General features: G+C 64.0%; 15 protein-coding genes. 7 read left to right on the top strand and 8 right to left on the bottom strand.

All coding sequences use genetic code 11. From position 1 onward, the window contains the following. Positions 1 to 136: 136 nt before the first annotated feature. The 8 genes from C100_RS36055 to C100_RS36020 form a co-directional block, all read right to left on the bottom strand. A complete protein-coding gene (locus tag C100_RS36055) occupies positions 137 to 1,126 on the bottom strand; it encodes an MBL fold metallo-hydrolase (RefSeq protein WP_235219066.1) in 990 nt (329 codons plus the stop codon). An 86-nt stretch (positions 1,127 to 1,212) separates the two neighbouring features. After that, positions 1,213 to 3,537 (bottom strand): TonB-dependent receptor, encoded by a 2,325-nt coding sequence (locus C100_RS36050; protein ID WP_024019927.1) that lies wholly within the window; start codon positions 3,535 to 3,537, stop codon positions 1,213 to 1,215. 37 nt (positions 3,538 to 3,574) lie between these two features. Then, entirely contained in the window at positions 3,575 to 4,405 is an 831-nt protein-coding gene (locus tag C100_RS36045; RefSeq protein WP_024019926.1) for a fumarylacetoacetate hydrolase family protein, read from the bottom strand. Next, entirely contained in the window at positions 4,405 to 5,325 is a 921-nt protein-coding gene (locus tag C100_RS36040; protein WP_024019925.1) for a VOC family protein, read from the bottom strand. Before C100_RS36040 ends, C100_RS36045 begins: the two co-directional genes overlap by 1 nt. Next, positions 5,322 to 5,753 carry a GlcG/HbpS family heme-binding protein gene (locus C100_RS36035; protein WP_024019924.1) on the bottom strand — a complete coding sequence of 144 codons (432 nt, stop codon included), beginning with the start codon at positions 5,751 to 5,753 and terminating at the stop codon, positions 5,322 to 5,324. Before C100_RS36035 ends, C100_RS36040 begins: the two co-directional genes overlap by 4 nt. Further along, the gene (locus C100_RS36030) at positions 5,750 to 7,249 is read right to left on the bottom strand and encodes a bifunctional 3-(3-hydroxy-phenyl)propionate/3-hydroxycinnamic acid hydroxylase (RefSeq protein WP_024019923.1); all 1,500 of its coding nucleotides are present in this window, start codon (positions 7,247 to 7,249) and stop codon (positions 5,750 to 5,752) included. The genes C100_RS36035 and C100_RS36030 overlap by 4 nt, the downstream gene beginning before the upstream one ends. A gap of 16 nt (positions 7,250 to 7,265) precedes the next feature. Beyond that, the gene (locus C100_RS36025) at positions 7,266 to 8,501 is read right to left on the bottom strand and encodes an amidohydrolase family protein (RefSeq protein WP_031309449.1); all 1,236 of its coding nucleotides are present in this window, start codon (positions 8,499 to 8,501) and stop codon (positions 7,266 to 7,268) included. A gap of 82 nt (positions 8,502 to 8,583) precedes the next feature. Continuing rightward, entirely contained in the window at positions 8,584 to 9,480 is an 897-nt protein-coding gene (locus C100_RS36020; protein WP_031309447.1) for a LysR family transcriptional regulator, read from the bottom strand. Between the two features lie 269 nt (positions 9,481 to 9,749). Between C100_RS36020 and C100_RS36015 the strand changes: the two genes are divergently transcribed. From C100_RS36015 to C100_RS35985, 7 genes are all read left to right on the top strand, one after another. After that, entirely contained in the window at positions 9,750 to 10,409 is a 660-nt protein-coding gene (locus C100_RS36015; RefSeq protein ID WP_024019920.1) for a hydrolase, read from the top strand. A gap of 80 nt (positions 10,410 to 10,489) precedes the next feature. Next, positions 10,490 to 11,329, top strand: coding sequence for an alpha/beta fold hydrolase (locus C100_RS36010; protein ID WP_024019919.1), 840 nt, complete (start codon positions 10,490 to 10,492; stop codon positions 11,327 to 11,329). 25 nt (positions 11,330 to 11,354) lie between these two features. Further along, complete coding sequence (locus C100_RS36005; RefSeq protein ID WP_024019918.1) at positions 11,355 to 11,606, top strand: DUF1427 family protein; 252 nt, start codon at positions 11,355 to 11,357, stop codon at positions 11,604 to 11,606. Continuing rightward, positions 11,603 to 13,528, top strand: a complete 1,926-nt coding sequence (locus C100_RS36000; RefSeq protein WP_024019917.1) for an amidohydrolase — start codon at positions 11,603 to 11,605, stop codon at positions 13,526 to 13,528. Before C100_RS36005 ends, C100_RS36000 begins: the two co-directional genes overlap by 4 nt. Before the next feature lie 24 nt (positions 13,529 to 13,552). Continuing rightward, complete coding sequence (locus C100_RS35995) at positions 13,553 to 13,978, top strand: DoxX family protein (protein WP_024019916.1); 426 nt, start codon at positions 13,553 to 13,555, stop codon at positions 13,976 to 13,978. Further along, a complete protein-coding gene (locus C100_RS35990) occupies positions 13,971 to 15,323 on the top strand; it encodes an alginate export family protein (protein WP_024019915.1) in 1,353 nt (450 codons plus the stop codon). The genes C100_RS35995 and C100_RS35990 overlap by 8 nt, the downstream gene beginning before the upstream one ends. A 9-nt stretch (positions 15,324 to 15,332) precedes the next feature. Next, the gene (locus tag C100_RS35985; protein ID WP_024019914.1) at positions 15,333 to 16,034 is read left to right on the top strand and encodes a YoaK family protein; all 702 of its coding nucleotides are present in this window, start codon (positions 15,333 to 15,335) and stop codon (positions 16,032 to 16,034) included. Positions 16,035 to 16,048 lie beyond the last annotated feature (14 nt).

Raw genomic sequence — 16,048 nt, 5'->3', positions numbered from 1 at the left:
GGGCCATAGGCGATGTGGGCGGCGCTGGCGGGCGTAGCCGCTGCGAACGCCGCCTGCTCACCATCGAAGAGGGCGCGGCATTGCGCAAGGATGTCGGGGCCAAGGTCCGTCCCCATGGCGGCGATCGCGGCGCGGGTCATCGGCATCCCACATCGAAGCTCGATAGATCCCGTGCGAGGTCGAGCGGACCGGCATAGTTTTTACCGATGTCCCCGCGCAGCGTCGGCTCGGATTCGCTCAACAAGCCAGGGACCGCGAAATGCGTCAGGACCACGCGACCAACCTTTGCCTGCGACGCCATGAGACCGATGTCGGCGGCAAGCAGGTGATGAGTCGAAAGATGCTGCTTCATCGACGCCAGCATTTCGGGCGAAGCATCGACGCGTCGTTGACGGATTTCTGCCAGCAGGCGATCAAGATCGATCACTTCGCTCACCAGCATGTCGGACCCGCTGGCAAGCTTCGTGACCGCCGCGCTGGGACCGGTATCGCCGGTATAGGTGATTGACCGGTCGCCCAGCGTGAATCGATAGCTGAGCGAGACGGTGTCAGGATCGGGCGCGCCGTCATGGTCGAAATGACTGTTTGCGACAGCGCGAACGGCAACGCCTTCGCCCAGGTCGATCGCCTGCCCATCGCGCAGCTCGATGACGCGCACCGAGCCGGCGGGCGTGGGCGGCAGCGCGCCAAGGCCAAAGCCGATACGGGCGGGCGGCGCCATGGAAGCGACGATCCCGTCCACGACCTGCTGGGTTCCCGGCGGGCCATATATGGTCATTTGCCCCGGAAACTGGTTCATCCAACGCAGCCCGATCACAGCGCCAAGCCCACCGCTATGGTCCAGATGCAAATGGCTGATGAACACCGTGCGGATGCGGCGCATATCCTGGCCGAGGCGTGCGAGCTGGTTCACCGTGCCGTCGCCGGCATCGACCAGGATATGCTGATCGCCCGCCACCAGCAGGTTGGACGGTTCAGCGCGGTCCGCCGTCGGCACAGGCCCGCCCGCCGTACCGAGTGTCGTCCAGCGCAGCGCAGGACAGTTCGGCGCCGCATGGGCCAGGTCCGCGCCCAGAGCCGTCAGGCCCAATATGACCGCCATGGAGATCAATTGTCTTGCCGTCACATCCTTACTCCATCCGTCCCGGCTTATCGCTGCACGCCGGTCACAACATCATGGGAGCAGCCCTGGCGGGCCGCTCCCCACCTTCATCAGAAGCGCATTTCGGCGGAGACGCCAACCGTGCGACGCCCCTCCCGCGTCATCCAGTTCACATAGCCGCCCGGATCACTGAACGGGAGGGTGATGACGGCGGAATGGAAACGCTGGTCAAGCAGGTTGCGGGCGAAGACACCGATCCGCCAGTTCCCGTCGGGATGACCGATGCCCGCGTTGAGGCCGATCGTGCCATATCCCGGCTGCGAGGCATAAGCGGTCGCGGCCGCATATTGCACCCGGCTACGATAATAGAAGTTCGCCGATGTATCGAAGCTCAGGCTGTCATTGATCGGCAGCCGCACGTCGGCACCCGCCGTCGCGCTATATTTGGGCGCGCCCGAAAGAGGCTCGCCGGCCGCCTGCACTAGGCTGGTCGTACCATCCAGGTAGCAGGTATATCCGGTCTTCACGATGCCTGGGCAAGCCGTCACATAATCGGTGAATTTGGTATCCGAATAGGTGAAGGAGGCATTGAGCGAAAATACCGGGGTGACGCGCCAAGAGCCTTCGACCTCAAACCCGTTGGCTTCGAAACCACCGGCATTTTCGGTCAGGAATTCAAGCCCGTTGAACACGGATGTCTGAAGATTATTATATTTGTCGAAGAAAATATTGGCGTTGAGCGTCACGGCACGATCGAACAGTTGGGACTTCACACCCAATGTGATGTCGCGCACCGTCTGCGGCCCGACCTCCACCTTTTGCCCGGTAAGGCCGGAGAAAGTGACCGTCGGCCCGAGATAACCGCGTGCAATGGTGCCATAGACCATCAGGTCGCGGTCAGGTTTGAACTGGAAGCCGAAGCGGCCGGACCAGTCGCCCTTTTTCGTCGATCCTTCCGCAAGAGCGCGCGGCGCGTAGAAGTTGACCTGCCCCGCCACCGGCGGTCCGGGCGGGCTGGGCGGATAGGCGGGGTCGATGATGGAATAGCTGGCGGATTTCACCCAGTCATATTGGTAGCGCAGGCCGCCGATAACCGCGAACTGCTCGCTCACATTGAATTTGCCGTCAAAGAAGGCCGCCAAGGAGTCCGATCGGGTTTGCGTGTTGCTCTGTCCGCCCGAAATATTGACGATGAAGGGGTTGAAGGGCGCGGCGGGACGCAGTTGCGACTTATTGAAGTCATTATCGTCGCCGACCTTCCGGCGGGACGCATAGACGCCAGAGGTGAATTCCAGCGCATTGCCGGCCGGCGACGTGATGCGCAGTTCCTGCGACAGGAAGCTCTGGTCCACACCGGTCTGCTGAGACGTGAACACGGGCACGCTGCTGCCGTCGATGGCGAAACGCTGCGGGCCTTCGTCCAGGCGCCGCCAGGCGGTGATCGACGTCAGGTCATAGTCGCCAAGTCCAAGGTTGATTTCGAGCGAAGCGCCATAATTTTGTTCGCTGGTGTAGCTCTCATAATCTTCCGCCGACTTGGTATTATCGAAGCCGGGAACGATGCCGAGCGCGGCCAGATTACCGAAACGCGCCGCCATCAGCGGATTGGCGAAGCTGGGCAGGCGAGCGATCGACCAGAGCTGGCCGGGGCCGGTCCGGTCGATCTTGGAATAGTCGCCGATCAGGTAGAAGCTCAGATTGTCGCTGGGCTCGAACAGCAGCTTGGCGCGTGCGCCGTAACTTTCCTCACCACCCCAATCCTTGTCGAGGGTGACATTGTGCAGGAAGCCGTCATTGCGGCGATAGAAGCCGAAGACGCCAAGCGCCATGTTCGCGCTGAGCGGCAGGTTGATGTTGCCGTTTACATTGACCTCATTGAGTTCGGCGTAGGACGCGAAGACCTTGCCACCGACCTTGTCGAAGCTCGGCTTTTTCGTGGTGATGTTGACGACGCCCGATGAGGCGTTCTTCCCGAATTGGGTGCCCTGCGGCCCTTTGAGCACCTCGACCCGTTCCAAGTCGCCCAGGCTGTTGATCGGATTGCCGAAGGGGACGACCACATTGTCGACCACCGTGCCGACATTCTGTTCTGACGAGCTTGAAAAGCCGCCTGCGGTGCCGACGCCGCGCAGGCGGAAGCCGCTGTCATTAGGCGAGGTGCCGAACTGAACGCCGGAAAATTGATATTGGATGTCGGTCAGGCGCTGGAACCCGCTTTCGGCCAGCTGGTCGCCACCGATTGCCGACACGGCGATCGGCACGTCCTGCAAGCGTTCGGCGCGACGGGTGGCGGTGACGACAATGTCCGCGCCGGCAGTCGAGGCAGGTGTGTCGACCGCTTCTTGCGGCGCGGCATCCTGGGCATGGGCCGGCGCGGACAGGGCAATGATGCTCGCGCCAGCAAGCGCTGCAACAGTCTGGTTTAACTTGTGCATGGTTACTCCTCCCCTTCTTATATTTGGGTTGCTCGGGTTATTGTTCGTCGATGATGCGATTGGTGAGCGTGCCAATGACGCCGATGGTAATTTCGACCTTATCGCCCGCATTCATATAGAGCGGCGGCGTGCGCTTATCGCCGACGCCGCCGGGCGTGCCGGTGGCGATCACGTCGCCGGGAGCAAGCGGGGTGAAGGCGCTGACATATTCGATGACCGCGGGAATATCCCAGATCATGTCGCTGACCGGCTGATCCTGCACCAGTTGCCCGTTGAGGCGGGTCTGCACGCGCAGGGCGGAGAGGTTCTCAATCTCGTCCGGCGTGACGAGCGCCGGGCCGAAGCCGCCCGTGCCGGGGAAGGTCTTGCCCGGCGTGAACTGGATATTATGCCGCTGCCAATCGCGCGCGCTGCCGTCGTTGAAGGCGGCATAGCCCGCGACATGGCCCCAGGCGTCGGCGGCGGCGACCTTGTGGCAAGGCTTGCCGATCACCAGCGCCAGTTCGCCCTCATAGTCAAAGCGCGTCGTCACGCCGGGCTTCACCATCGGCTGCCCATCGGCGATCAGGCTGTCGGCATAGCGCACGAAAATGGCGGGATGCGCCTTTTGCTCGCGCCCGGTCTCCTTGACATGCTCGGCATAGTTGAGGCCGACGCACAATATCTTGGCGGGGTCGGGGATCACCGGCAGCAATACGACATCGACGGTCGCAAAGGACGCGCCATCGGCCAGGGTCGCGAGGCTGCCGTCGGTCAGGGCCGCCTTCAGGCTGGGTGTCGTGTCGGTGGCCAGTTCGACGATCATCTCGCCATCAAGGCGGCCAAAGCTGGGCGTGCCGTCGGGGCGACGGAAGCTGACATAGCGCATTAGTGATTTTCCTCTGTCAGGACGTCGAGCGACTGACCCAGGGATTGGGCTTCCCAGTCGCGGCGATGGCGGAATTTTTCTTCAGCGGCGCGCAGGCCGGCAAAATCCTTGTCGGACATGCCCCACTGGTCGATCCGGCCTTCGGGCCAGGTCCAGTCTTCCGGCGCGCCGGGCCGATAATCCTCGGGCACCTTGTTCACGGCGGTCGAAAATTCGATCACCGGACCGAAGGGTGCAACGAAATAGGCGAAGACATTGGCGCCGGGCCCATGGCGGCCCGGCCCCCAGGCCGGCGCCATATCCTGATCGCGCAGGCGGCCGATGCCACGCATCACCGCATCCATGTCCGCCATTTCAAAAGCGATATGGTTGAGGCTGGCAAAACCTGCGCGCGCAAAAGCGGTGCTGTGGTGGGAGTCGTTGCAGCGCACGAAGACCATGCCCTTGGTCCGGTCCGACACGCGAAAGCCCAGCGCCTTTTCGACCAGGTCGCCGGTTGCTTCGGCGTCAGCGCTGTTGAAGACCACATGGGTCAGCTTGACCGGCAGGTCCACGCCCTCGATCGGTTCCACTTCCGCGGCATCGACCAAAAAGCGCAGCAGCTCACCCTCGGCCAGTTCGACGATGATGCCCTGGCCGCCGCCCGGATCCTTGGAGATGGTCGGCGTGGCGGGCAAACCCGCCTCGGTGACGCTGCGCTTGAGCTGTTCAAGCCGTTCGGCCGAGCAGGTAAAGGTGGTCGAACGCACATAGGAATCGGCAGATTCCTCGAGCGCCACGAGATAGGGAAAGCTTCCCGATCCGCGCAGATAATGGATATTGTCCTCCACCGCCGCCGGGGCCATGCCCCAGATGTCGGTCAGGAAGGCGGCGGCCTGGGCCGCGCCCGGCAGCGCCAGTTCGATGCTGCGCAGTTTCATGTCACGTCTCCATGGGAAAGTCCGGCGGCGAGGATGCCGGCAATGGCGCAGGCTTCGTCGCAATCACCTGTGTCGCCGCTGATCCCGACGGCGCCGATCACCGCGCCTTCCATTTCGCGGATCAGGACGCCGCCGGGGGACAGAGCGAGTTGGCCGCCGGTGACGGCCACCACGCTTTGGAAGAAGACAGGGTTGGAGGCGGCACGCCCGGCGATGACCCGTGTGTCCGCCCCCATCCCCAGCGCGCCAGAGGCTTTGGCCTTGGCAATGTCGAAACGGAACAGGCTGGCGCCATCTTCGCGCACGCAGGCGACGGGATGGGCGCCGGCGTCGAGCACCACCACGGCGAGCGGCTGCGCGGCGTCGGCGCGGCCTTTGGCCAACGCGGTGTCGATGATGACGCGGGCCTGGGCAAGGGTGAGGCTCATGCGGCGATCTCCTGATGAACGGGGCCGGCGATCAGGGCATTCCTGCGGGCGATGAGGTCGGCAGGCTTGCCGGTGCCGAAGACATAATGGTCGGGTCGGACGAGGACCGCGTCGGCGTCGCGATCGGCGAGCCAGACCGCGATTGCGCCCTGATCGTCGAGTTGGGCGAGATCGATGACGGTCACATCGCCCCCATCCATCGAAGTTCCGGTGAAGAGGCGCCAGCCGCTGCCCGTTATGTCGTCGAGCAGGCGTTCACCGACCCGCGGCTGGATGAAGCGTTCGCCCGCCCCCGGCGTTCCGGCGGCGATGATGCCGACGGCGATTGCCGGTATCAGGTCGGCGGCGGTGCCATGCTGTGCGTCCTTTGCAGCGTCGCGCATCTGCGCGTCACGCTCGGCGGCGGCTTCAGGATCGAGCATACAGATATAGCGGCCCGCTCCGACGGCCGCCGAAATGACAGCACGGACATGGGGATCACGTTCGGGTTGATAGCTGTCGAGCAGCGCGTCGGGCGCGCGACCCTTGAGCACCAGCTCAAGTTTCCAGGCGAGGTTGGCGGCGTCGCGCATACCGTGACACATGCCCTGGCCAAAAAAGGGCGGCGTCTGGTGCGCGGCGTCGCCGGCCAGAAAGACGCCGCCCTGCCGCCACCGCTCGGCGATCAGACCATGAAAGCGATAGGTCGCCGCGCGCACCACCTGATGCGGAACCCCGGAGAGATAGGGTTCGACAAGGGCGGCGACTGCCTCCGGCTCCATCATCGCCTGGTCGTCTTCGCCCGGCAGCAGCATGAATTCCCAGCGACGATGATTGCCGCGTCCCGGCACGATCGTCGCCGGGCGCTTGGGATCGCACATCATCACCGACAATTTTTGCAGGTCGGCATCCTGTGGCACACCCCAAAGGTCGGGGAAGCGCACGGGGCCATCGACCTCGGCATCGACCACAAGCCAGGGCTCCTCGAAATCGAGATCATCCAGCCTGATACCAAGCGCCTTGCGCACCGCGCTGCGGGCGCCGTCGCAGGCGATGACATAGCGCGCCTGCTCGACGCGATCCCCTGACAGGCGCAGGGTGACGCCCTCGCCGTCCTGATCCAGCCCTGTAAACGCGACACCGAGTTGGACAGTAACATTGGGATAGGCGGCCAGCGCGTCACGGAGATGATCCTCCAGTTCGGGCTGGTAGAAGAAATAGTCGTTCGACCAGCTATAGGGACGCGGACGACCCACAGTGCCCATGTAGCGGATGACGCCATGATCCGCCCCGACATGCAGATGCCCTTCGGTATCGCGCATGTCGGACGCGACCTTATCGATGACCCCGGCCGATTGGAAAAGCCGCATCATTTCATGATCGAGATGCACCGCGCGGGGCAGCGGATAGGGGTTCGCTTCCTGCTCGATCACCAGGACCGACAGGCCGGATTTTCCAAGGAGATTGGCCGCAAAGGCCCCCACCGGCCCGCAGCCGATGATCGCAACGTCAAACATGAAAGCGTCTTTCCGGTCAGGCGGTCACGGGCTGGGCCAGCGGCGATTTATGCATTCGGCCGCCCAGCATGATCATCTTGATGGCACTGGCGTCCTGCATGATGCGGACGTCCTGCGTGGGATCACCGTCGATCAGCAGAAGATCGGCAAGATAACCCGGCTTCACCTGGCCCACATCCAGACCCATCAACTGGCCGCCCAACATCGTGGCGGCGCTCAGCGCTTCAGCCGGAGTGAAGCCGTAATAGGTTACGAAATGCTCCAGATCACGCGCGTTGCGGCCATTGGGATTGAAGGGGAAGCCATAGTCGCCACCGGGCAGGATGCGCACGCCCCTCGCCTTGAGCCGGGGCACTAGCCGTTTCTCCAGCTCCAGTCGCTCCGCCGCGCTCGCTTTCATCGACGACATGTCGATATGGGGGGGCGGAGACGCTTCCAGGGCGGCGACCGATACCCCAGGACCAGGCGCGTAGAAAATCTCGTCCTTCTTTGCGACCATCGCGTCGATCGCAGCGTCGTCGGCGAAGGAGCAATGATAGAGGATGCGGGCGCCGGCTTCGAGCGCCAGCTGGATCGCGCGCGGCGAATAGGCATGGGTGGCGATCCAGAGGCCGGCGTCCCTCGCCGCCTCGCCGGCCGCCGCCATTTCATCGTCGGTGTAGAGAATGTCGCCCGACGAACCAGGCTTCAAGGCGTCCTCGCCCGAGATGACCAGTTTGAGGGACTTCACCCCTTCCGCCGCGCAATAGGCGACGAAGGCGCGCATCGCGTCAGGGCCGCGACCGTTGAACACGTCTCCGGTTTCAACGCCTTCCTCGCCTTCGGGGCTGCGTTCCAGCGTTGATGGGACAAGGCGGGGGCCGGGCGTTTCGCCGGCATCGATGGCGCGAGCCAGCTCCGGTTCGATCTGATCGCCCAGCGCGCCGGCCGAATAGAGGCTGGTGAAACCATGGTCGAGCAGAACGCGGGCGTTACGCCAGGCGGCGACCTTCAACTCGTCGGGCGGGAGGATGAATTGATGATAGATTTTCTCGACCGAGCTGCCCCATGTCAGATGGGTATGCGCATCGACCATGCCGGGCATCACAGTGCCGCCCTGACCGTCGATCACGATGTCGGCGTCGACAGCATCAATGGCGGCGTCATCATGCAGGACCGCAGCGATATGGTCGCCTTCGACAAGGACCGCACCCGAGACCGACGCGCCGCCCGTTCCGTCGAAGATCATGATGTTACGGATCAATTGCCGCACGGCCCGTCTCTCCCCGAAAATTCTTGTGGAACAGCTTATGCGCCGTATTGGCACTAAAGAAAAATAATGATTTTTGAGAACATCATAGGCTGGAACTATGGATCAACATATCCAGCAACGCTTCACCCAGGCGAGACAAGCGACCGCCAGCCATGCGGCGAATGCCGATGCTGCGGGGGAAAGTGGATTCCTTGATGTTGATCGCCCGCAGCACACCGATCGACAATTCGGCTGACGCGACCTGCATCGGCAGGATCGTCACCCGGCTGCTGCCGCGCACGATCGCCTTTGTAGTCAGAAGCGAATCGCACCGTATCGCATCCTGCGGCACGGGCACGCCCGCCGCCATGAACAGCGCGTCGATCTGTCGGCGGAACGCGCCCCGCGCTTCCGGCAGCACCCAGCGCATGGCGCTCATGTCGCTCAGCGAGAGTTCGGCCGGCAGATGATCGTTGCGACGACCGACGATCAGCGCGAACGGGTCTTGCGAAAAGGTGATTTCCTCCAGATCATCCGGCGGCGCCTCGATCCCCGTGGTCACGAAGGCCAGTTCGATTTCGCCAGTGCGCAGCAATGTGGCGAGGTCATGATCGGCCCGCTCCACCACATGGAGGGCAAAGCGGCCCATCCGGTCCTCCAACTGTCGCACGGCGGCCGGTAGCAGGCTGACCAGCGCGCCGGGCGTTCCCCCCACCCGTAGCGGTCCGGTGACGCCGTTGCGGGCGAGCCGCATTTCCGCCTCCGCCTCGCGCAGCACGCTGTCGACCGTTTCCGCGCGGCGCAGCAGCATTTCGCCTTCGGCCGTCAGGCTGATGCCTGTCCGCGAGCGTTCGAACAACAGGGCGCCGACGGCCTGCTCCAGCTGCGCGATCGCGCTGGACACGGAGGGTTGGGAGATGTTGAGCAGGCGCGCGCCGCCGCTGATGGAATTGGCGCGGCACACGGCCAGGAACATCCGCAGGGCGCGGGGATCGATCATCGCCATTTCATCGCAGAGAGCCAGACGGCTGACAATGGCGCTTCTTCACCTCCCCGGTCCAACTGTTGCAAGGAAGGAGAGGCAGACGATGCACGGGATTTCGTGGTAAAGTCGCGGACAAGGTCGCGGGATAATAAGCAAGTTTTCTTTTCTATTTTATCGAACAATCTTGATGATTTTATGCGCCTGTTTCGCATAAATGTTTCGGCATAAACCTCTTCTCGGCCCAGACAATTGGGCGATCAAAGTTTCAGGAAGGAGTTTCACCCATGTCCATCACCGCTACCCCAACCCCCGCAAAGGCCCTGCTCGACCCGAACAATCACGCGCTGGTCCTGATCGACTTCCAGTCACAAATGGCCTTCGCGACCAAATCGATCGCGCCCGAATTGCTGCGCAACAACGCCGCGCTGGTGTCCAATGCCGCCGCCGGGTTCAACGTCCCCACCATCCTCACCACCGTCGCCGAAAAGAGCTTTTCCGGTCCGATGTTCGATGAAATCACCGAAGCCTTTGGCGGCCAGGCGATGCTGGACCGCACGTCCATGAATAGCTGGGAAGACGCCGCCGTCATCGACGAAGTGAACCGAATCGGCAAGGAGCGCGTGGTGTTCGCGGGCCTGTGGACCAGCGTTTGCATCGTCGGCCCCGTCCTTTCCGCGATCGAACAGGGCTTTGAGGCCTATGTCATCACCGACGCCAGCGGCGACATTTCCGAAGAAGCGCATGAACGCGCCGTCGAGCGCATGATCCAGGCCGGCGCCCGCCCGATCACGTCGCTGCAATATCTGCTCGAGTTGCAGCGCGACTGGGCGCGGGCCGAAACCTACGACCTGACCACCGGCATCGCCCGCAAATGGGGCGGCGCCTATGGCCTGGGCATCACCTACGCCAAGTCCATGTTCGGCGCGTCCGAAGGCGGCCACTGAGCCTGCCCCTTTCTTCCCGTCATCCCCGCGCAGGCGGGAATGACGGGAACAGCATGTCTCTCTTAAATAAGGACAATCCCATGAGTCACTTCATCACCACCCAGGACGGCGTCGAAATCTTTTACAAGGACTGGGGCGCAAAGGATGCCCAGCCGATCATGTTCCACCATGGCTGGCCGCTCTCCTCCGATGATTGGGACGCGCAGATGCTGTTCTTCCTGTCGAAGGGCTATCGCGTCATCGCCCATGATCGCCGCGGCCATGGCCGCTCCGCCCAGGTCGATTTCGGCCATGACATGGCCCATTATGCCGCCGACGCCGCAGCGGTCGCCGCGCATCTTGATCTGCACAATGCCATCCATATCGGCCATTCGACCGGCGGTGGCGAAGTGGCGGCCTATGTCGCGCGCCATGGCCTGCCTGAAGATCGCGTCGCCAAGGCGGTGCTGGTGAGCGCGGTGCCGCCGATCATGCTGAAGACCGATCGCTATCCGGGCGGCCTGCCGATGGACGTGTTCGACGGTCTGCGCGCCGGCCTTGTCGCCAATCGCGCCCAGTTTTTCCGCGACGTCGCGGCCGGCCCCTTCTACGGCTACAACCGCGAAGGCGCCGATGTGAAGCCCGCCGTGATCGACAATTGGTGGCGCCAGGGCATGATGGGCAGCGCGCTGGCCCATTATGAAGGGATCAAGGCCTTTTCGGAAACCGACCAGACCGACGACCTGAAGGCGATCACCGTGCCGGCGCTTGTCCTGCATGGCGATGACGACCAGATCGTCCCCTATAAAAATGCCGGGGTATTGCAGGCGGACCTGCTGCCCAACGCCACGCTGAAAATCTATGAGGATTATTCGCACGGGATGCTGACGGTGAATGCCGACAGGCTGAACGCCGACATCCTCGCCTTCATTCAGGGCTGAGCCGGGAAAGGGAGGAGCGAACGTCATGAAGCCCTATCTACTTTCGCTGGGCGCCGGGCTGTTGGCCGGCATTGTCTACAGCCTGCTGGGCGTCCGTTCCCCCGCCCCACCCATTATCGCCCTGGTCGGGCTGGCAGGCATATTGCTGGGCGAGCAGATCATCCCGCTCGCCCGGCGCCTGGCCGACCGGGCCGAACTGTCCCGCTTCGTCGCCACCGACTGCGCCAACCATCTGCTGGGTTCGCTGCCAGCCAACAATCGGAGCGATGACGCATGATCACCCGCCGCCAGGCGCTGAGCAGCGCCGCCACCACCGCCCTTCTGACCGCCACGGAGAGCCTTGCCATGAGCCGCCAAGACCTGATCCTCGTCAACGCCAAGATCACGACCCTGGACCGGGAAAATCCGGTCGCCGACGCGGTCGCCATTCGCGGTGGCAAGTTTCTGGCTGTCGGCACCGAAGGCGAAGTCAGGGCCGCGGCAGCCCCCGATGCGCGGGTCATCGACGCCAAGGGCCGCCGCCTGATCCCCGGCCTGATCGACAGCCACATCCATGTCATTCGGGGCGGGCTCAATTATAATATGGAGCTGCGCTGGGAAGGCGTGCCGACCCTGGCCGACGCCATGACGATGCTCAAGCGGCAGGCCGAAAACACCCCGCCGCCGCAATGGGTGCGCGTAGTCGGCGGCTTTACCGAACATCAGTTCGCCGAAAAGCGTCTGCCCACGATCGATGAGATCAACGCCGCCGCGCCCGACACTCCGGTCTTCATCCTCCACCTCTATGATCGCGCCCTGCTCAATGCCGCCGCGCTGAGGGCGGTGGGCTATACCAAGGATACGCCCAACCCGCCCGGCGGCGAGATCATGCGTGACGCGGCCGGCAATCCGACCGGCCTGCTGCTTGCCCAGCCCAATGCGACCATTCTTTATGCGACGCTCGCCAAAGGGCCGAAGCTGCCGCCCGAATATCAGCTCAACAGCACGAAGCATTTCATGCGGGAGCTGAACAGCCTGGGCGTCACCAGCGTCATCGACGCGGGCGGCGGATCGCAAAATTATCCCGACGATTATGAGATTGTGGAGAAGCTGCACAAGGATGGCGAACTCACCCTGCGCATCGCCTATAATCTCTTCACGCAGAAGCCCAAGGAAGAGTTGAAGGATTTCGCCAGCTGGTCGACCCAGATCAAGCCGGGCGATGGCGACGACAGCTACCGCCATAATGGCGCGGGCGAGATGCTGGTCTATTCGGCGGCCGATTTCGAGGATTTCCGTGTCGCCAGGCCGGACATGCCAGCCAATATGGAAGGCGATCTGGAGCCCGTGATCCGCCTGCTCGCCGAGCGGCGCTGGCCCTGGCGGATGCACGCCACCTATGACCAGACGATCGGCCGTGCACTGGACGTGTTCGAGAAGGTCGATCGCGACATTCCGCTCGACGGCCTCAACTGGTTCTTCGACCATGCCGAAACCATCAGCGAGCGCAATATCGACCGGATCGCGGCGCTGGGCGGCGGCATCGCCGTGCAGCATCGCATGGCGTTCCAGGGCGAATATTTCGTCGAGCGCTATGGCGCAAAAGCCGCCGAAGCCACCCCGCCGATCAAGCGGATGATAGCGGCCGGCGTGCCTGTCGGCGCCGGCACCGACGCAACGCGGGTCGCGAGCTATAATCCCTGGGTGTCGCTGTCCTGGCTGGTCACGTCGAAGACGGTCGGCGGGCTGGCGCTCTATCCGGTGCGCAACCGGCTCGACCGCGAAGCCGCTCTGCGCCTCTGGACCGAGCGCAACACATGGTTTTCGAACGAGGTGGGCAAGAAGGGCCAGATCAAGGCCGGCCAGCTCGCTGACCTCGCCCTCCTCTCGGACGATTATTTCTCCGTGCCCGAGGATGAGATCGCCCATCTCCGTTCGGTCCTGACCGTGTTGGGTGGCAGGATCGTCTATGGCGAAGGCGATTATGGCCCGCTTGCGCCCCAGGCGCCCAAGGCCATGCCCGACTGGTCCCCGGTCGCGACCTTCGGCGGCTATTATCGCAGGCAGGACACCGCGCAGAAACTGGCGTCGGCCTGTGGTTGCCACGCGGCCTGCGGCGTCCATGGCCATGACCATGCCGCAGCGCTGGGCGCCGCTGTTCCCGCCGCCGACGTCCAGAGTTTCTGGGGCGCGCTGGGCTGCGGCTGCTGGGCGGTCTGACCCTTAACTGACGGGAACATCCCCATGTCGCTTGATCATCCCCGCCTCATCACCGCCATCCTTGATCACCCCATCATCTGGTTCCTAGCGCGGCTGGCGCTGGTCGGCGCCTATCTTCTGGGCGGCATGGTAAAGCTGAGCGACTGGCCTGGCGCCATCGCCGAACAGGCTCATTTCGGCCTCCAGCCCGCCGCCCTGTTCGCTGCGCTCACCATCGCGGTAGAGCTTGTCGGCCCGCTCCTGATCCTGCTCGACCGGCTCGCTTGGCTGGGCGCTGGCATGTTGGGGGTTTTTACCCTGATCGCCGCCTTCATCGTCAATGATTTCTGGACGATGGCGGGCCAGGACCGCTTCATGGCGATGAATGGCTTTTTCGAACATATCGGCCTGGTTGGCGGCTTCGTCCTCACGGCCCTCCTCTCGCGCTACAAGGCCGGGCTCGGTGCGTAGCCTGCTCCTCTTGCCCGCGCTGATAGCCGCCGGTCCGGCGCTCGCACAGTCGGGTGAGCCATGGCAGCCGCCAACGTTGACCAACAGCCGCTTTGACGAGGATTGGAGCAAGCTGGCCGATCCCGCCAACCGGTCTGGCCGCTGGACCGAAGACCTTAAATATATCCCGATCGACGATAACGCCTGGCTCTCAACGGGTGTGGAAGTGCGGGCGCGGATGGAGAGTTTCGGCGACAATCTCTGGGGCGGGGCGCAGGCGCCGGACGACGCCTATCTGTGGCTGCGCACAACGCCCTATATCGATCTTCATACTGGCGGCCTGCGCGCCTTCGTCCAGCCGATCGCCGCCTATGCGGCTGGCGTCGCGCCATCCGCCAGTCCCGTCGACCAGAGCCGCGTCGACCTGCTCCAGGGCTTTGTCGAGGTCGAGGTCGGGCCGGTTACGCTGCGCGGGGGGCGGCAGATGCTCTCGCTGGGCACCGAACGACTGGTCGGCACGCGCTACGGCCCCAATGTGCCGCTCGCCTTTGACGGCGTCCGCGCCGACATCCGCAGCGGCGGCGTGACGATCAGCGCTTTTGCCGCAAAGCCGGTGCAGGCCCGGCCGGGCAGTTTCGATGACCGCTCCTCCACCACGCGCAGCCTGTGGGGCGCCTATGCCGCGATGCCGGGACTGGACCTTTATTATCTGGGCTATCGCAATGGCGCCGCGCGCTTCGGTAGCGTCGAGGGGGCGGAGAAGCGTCACAGCCTGGGCGCGCGCAGCCATGGCGCATCGGGCGACTGGCGCTGGAATGTCGAGGGCGTGGTGCAGGTCGGCAGCTTTGCCGGGCAGCGCATTCGCGCATGGACGCTGGCGACAGAAATATCGCGTGGCTTCCCCGAATTGCCCCTGTCGCCCCGCGTCACGATGCGGTTCAACATGGTGAGCGGCGACCGCAAACCGGGCGGCCGGCGGCTGGGCACGTTCAACGCCCTCTTCCCTAAGGGAAAATATTTCGGCGAGCTGTCGCCGATCGGCCCGACCAATATCATCAATATCCACCCCGGCGCCACATTCGTCCTGCGCGACACCCTGTCCCTGTCGGTCGCGGCCATGGCCTATTGGCGATATAGCAAGGGCGATGGCGTCTACGACATTCCCGGCAATATGATCCGCGCGCCCGGCAATGCCACGGCCCGCTTCATCGGCGGGGAAGCGGAAGCGGCGGTCGGTTGGCAGGTCAGTCCCGAACTGGAGCTGTCCACATCGCTGTCCGCCTTTGCCCCCGGCGCCTTCATCCGCCAGACCGGTCCAGCCAGGACGATCACGATGGTCGGTCTTGAAGCCAATTATCGCATCTAGGAACCTGCCATGCTTTCACCCCAATCCGAGACGTCGCCCTTGCCCTGGTTGCTCCTGCTGCTGTCGGTCACCACCGGGATGGTCGATGCGATCAGCGTGCTGGGGCTGGGCAAGGTCTTCACCGCAAACATGACTGGCAATATCGTCTTCCTGGGCTTTGCCGCGGTCGGCACGCCCGGATTTGCGCCCCTGTCCTATGTGGTCGCGATCATCGCCTTCATGGGCGGGGCGCTTGCGGCCGGGCGCATCGGCAAGGGTCATGCCGGATTGCCGCTGCGGCGATGGCTGATGATCGCGGCGCTGGTCGAGGCGGGGCTGCTATGGGCTGCGGCGGCCATAGCCCTGGGGTTTGACGTGACGAGCCAGTCGCCGAGCGGCCGCCTCCATGCCATCATCGCCCTTACCGCAATTGCCATGGGTTTCCGCAATGCGACGATCCGGCAGTTAAAGGTGCCCGACCTGACGACCACCGTGCTGACGCTGACGATCACCGGGATCGCCGCCGATTCCCGTCTGGCGGGGGGCGGCAACCCCAATTGGGGCCGGCGCATCGGCAGCGTCGTCGCCATCTGCCTGGGCGCGGCGATCGGCGCCGTCCTGGTGGCGCGCGGCGGGTTGGTGACGCCGCTGATCCTGGCGGGCGGGCTGGTGCTGGCGGGCACGCTCGCCTGTATGACCCACCCCGCCGCCCGGCAGCCGGTCAGTCCGTAGGGCGGGCAGGGCGA

The sequence above is a fragment of the Sphingobium sp. C100 genome (assembly GCF_000508185.1).
In the GTDB taxonomy this organism is placed as follows: domain Bacteria; phylum Pseudomonadota; class Alphaproteobacteria; order Sphingomonadales; family Sphingomonadaceae; genus Sphingobium.
Note: the sequence above shows the minus strand (reverse complement) of the source record. Positions and strands in the feature narration are given on the sequence as shown.

Bases quoted from the DNA above. Each gene is read 5' to 3' on its own strand.
- C100_RS36050 (WP_024019927.1), bottom strand. From the start codon at position 3,537: ATGCACAAGTTAAACCAGACTGTTGCAGCGCTTGCTGGCGCGAGCATC.
- C100_RS36045 (WP_024019926.1), bottom strand. From the start codon at position 4,405: ATGCGCTATGTCAGCTTCCGTCGCCCCGACGGCACGCCCAGCTTTGGC.
- C100_RS36040 (WP_024019925.1), bottom strand. From the start codon at position 5,325: ATGAAACTGCGCAGCATCGAACTGGCGCTGCCGGGCGCGGCCCAGGCC.
- C100_RS36035 (WP_024019924.1), bottom strand. From the start codon at position 5,753: ATGAGCCTCACCCTTGCCCAGGCCCGCGTCATCATCGACACCGCGTTG.
- C100_RS36030 (WP_024019923.1), bottom strand. From the start codon at position 7,249: ATGTTTGACGTTGCGATCATCGGCTGCGGGCCGGTGGGGGCCTTTGCG.
- C100_RS36020 (WP_031309447.1), bottom strand. From the start codon at position 9,480: ATGATCGATCCCCGCGCCCTGCGGATGTTCCTGGCCGTGTGCCGCGCC.
- C100_RS36015 (WP_024019920.1), top strand. From the start codon at position 9,750: ATGTCCATCACCGCTACCCCAACCCCCGCAAAGGCCCTGCTCGACCCG.
- C100_RS36010 (WP_024019919.1), top strand. From the start codon at position 10,490: ATGAGTCACTTCATCACCACCCAGGACGGCGTCGAAATCTTTTACAAG.
- C100_RS36005 (WP_024019918.1), top strand. From the start codon at position 11,355: ATGAAGCCCTATCTACTTTCGCTGGGCGCCGGGCTGTTGGCCGGCATT.
- C100_RS36000 (WP_024019917.1), top strand. From the start codon at position 11,603: ATGATCACCCGCCGCCAGGCGCTGAGCAGCGCCGCCACCACCGCCCTT.
- C100_RS35995 (WP_024019916.1), top strand. From the start codon at position 13,553: ATGTCGCTTGATCATCCCCGCCTCATCACCGCCATCCTTGATCACCCC.
- C100_RS35985 (WP_024019914.1), top strand. From the start codon at position 15,333: ATGCTTTCACCCCAATCCGAGACGTCGCCCTTGCCCTGGTTGCTCCTG.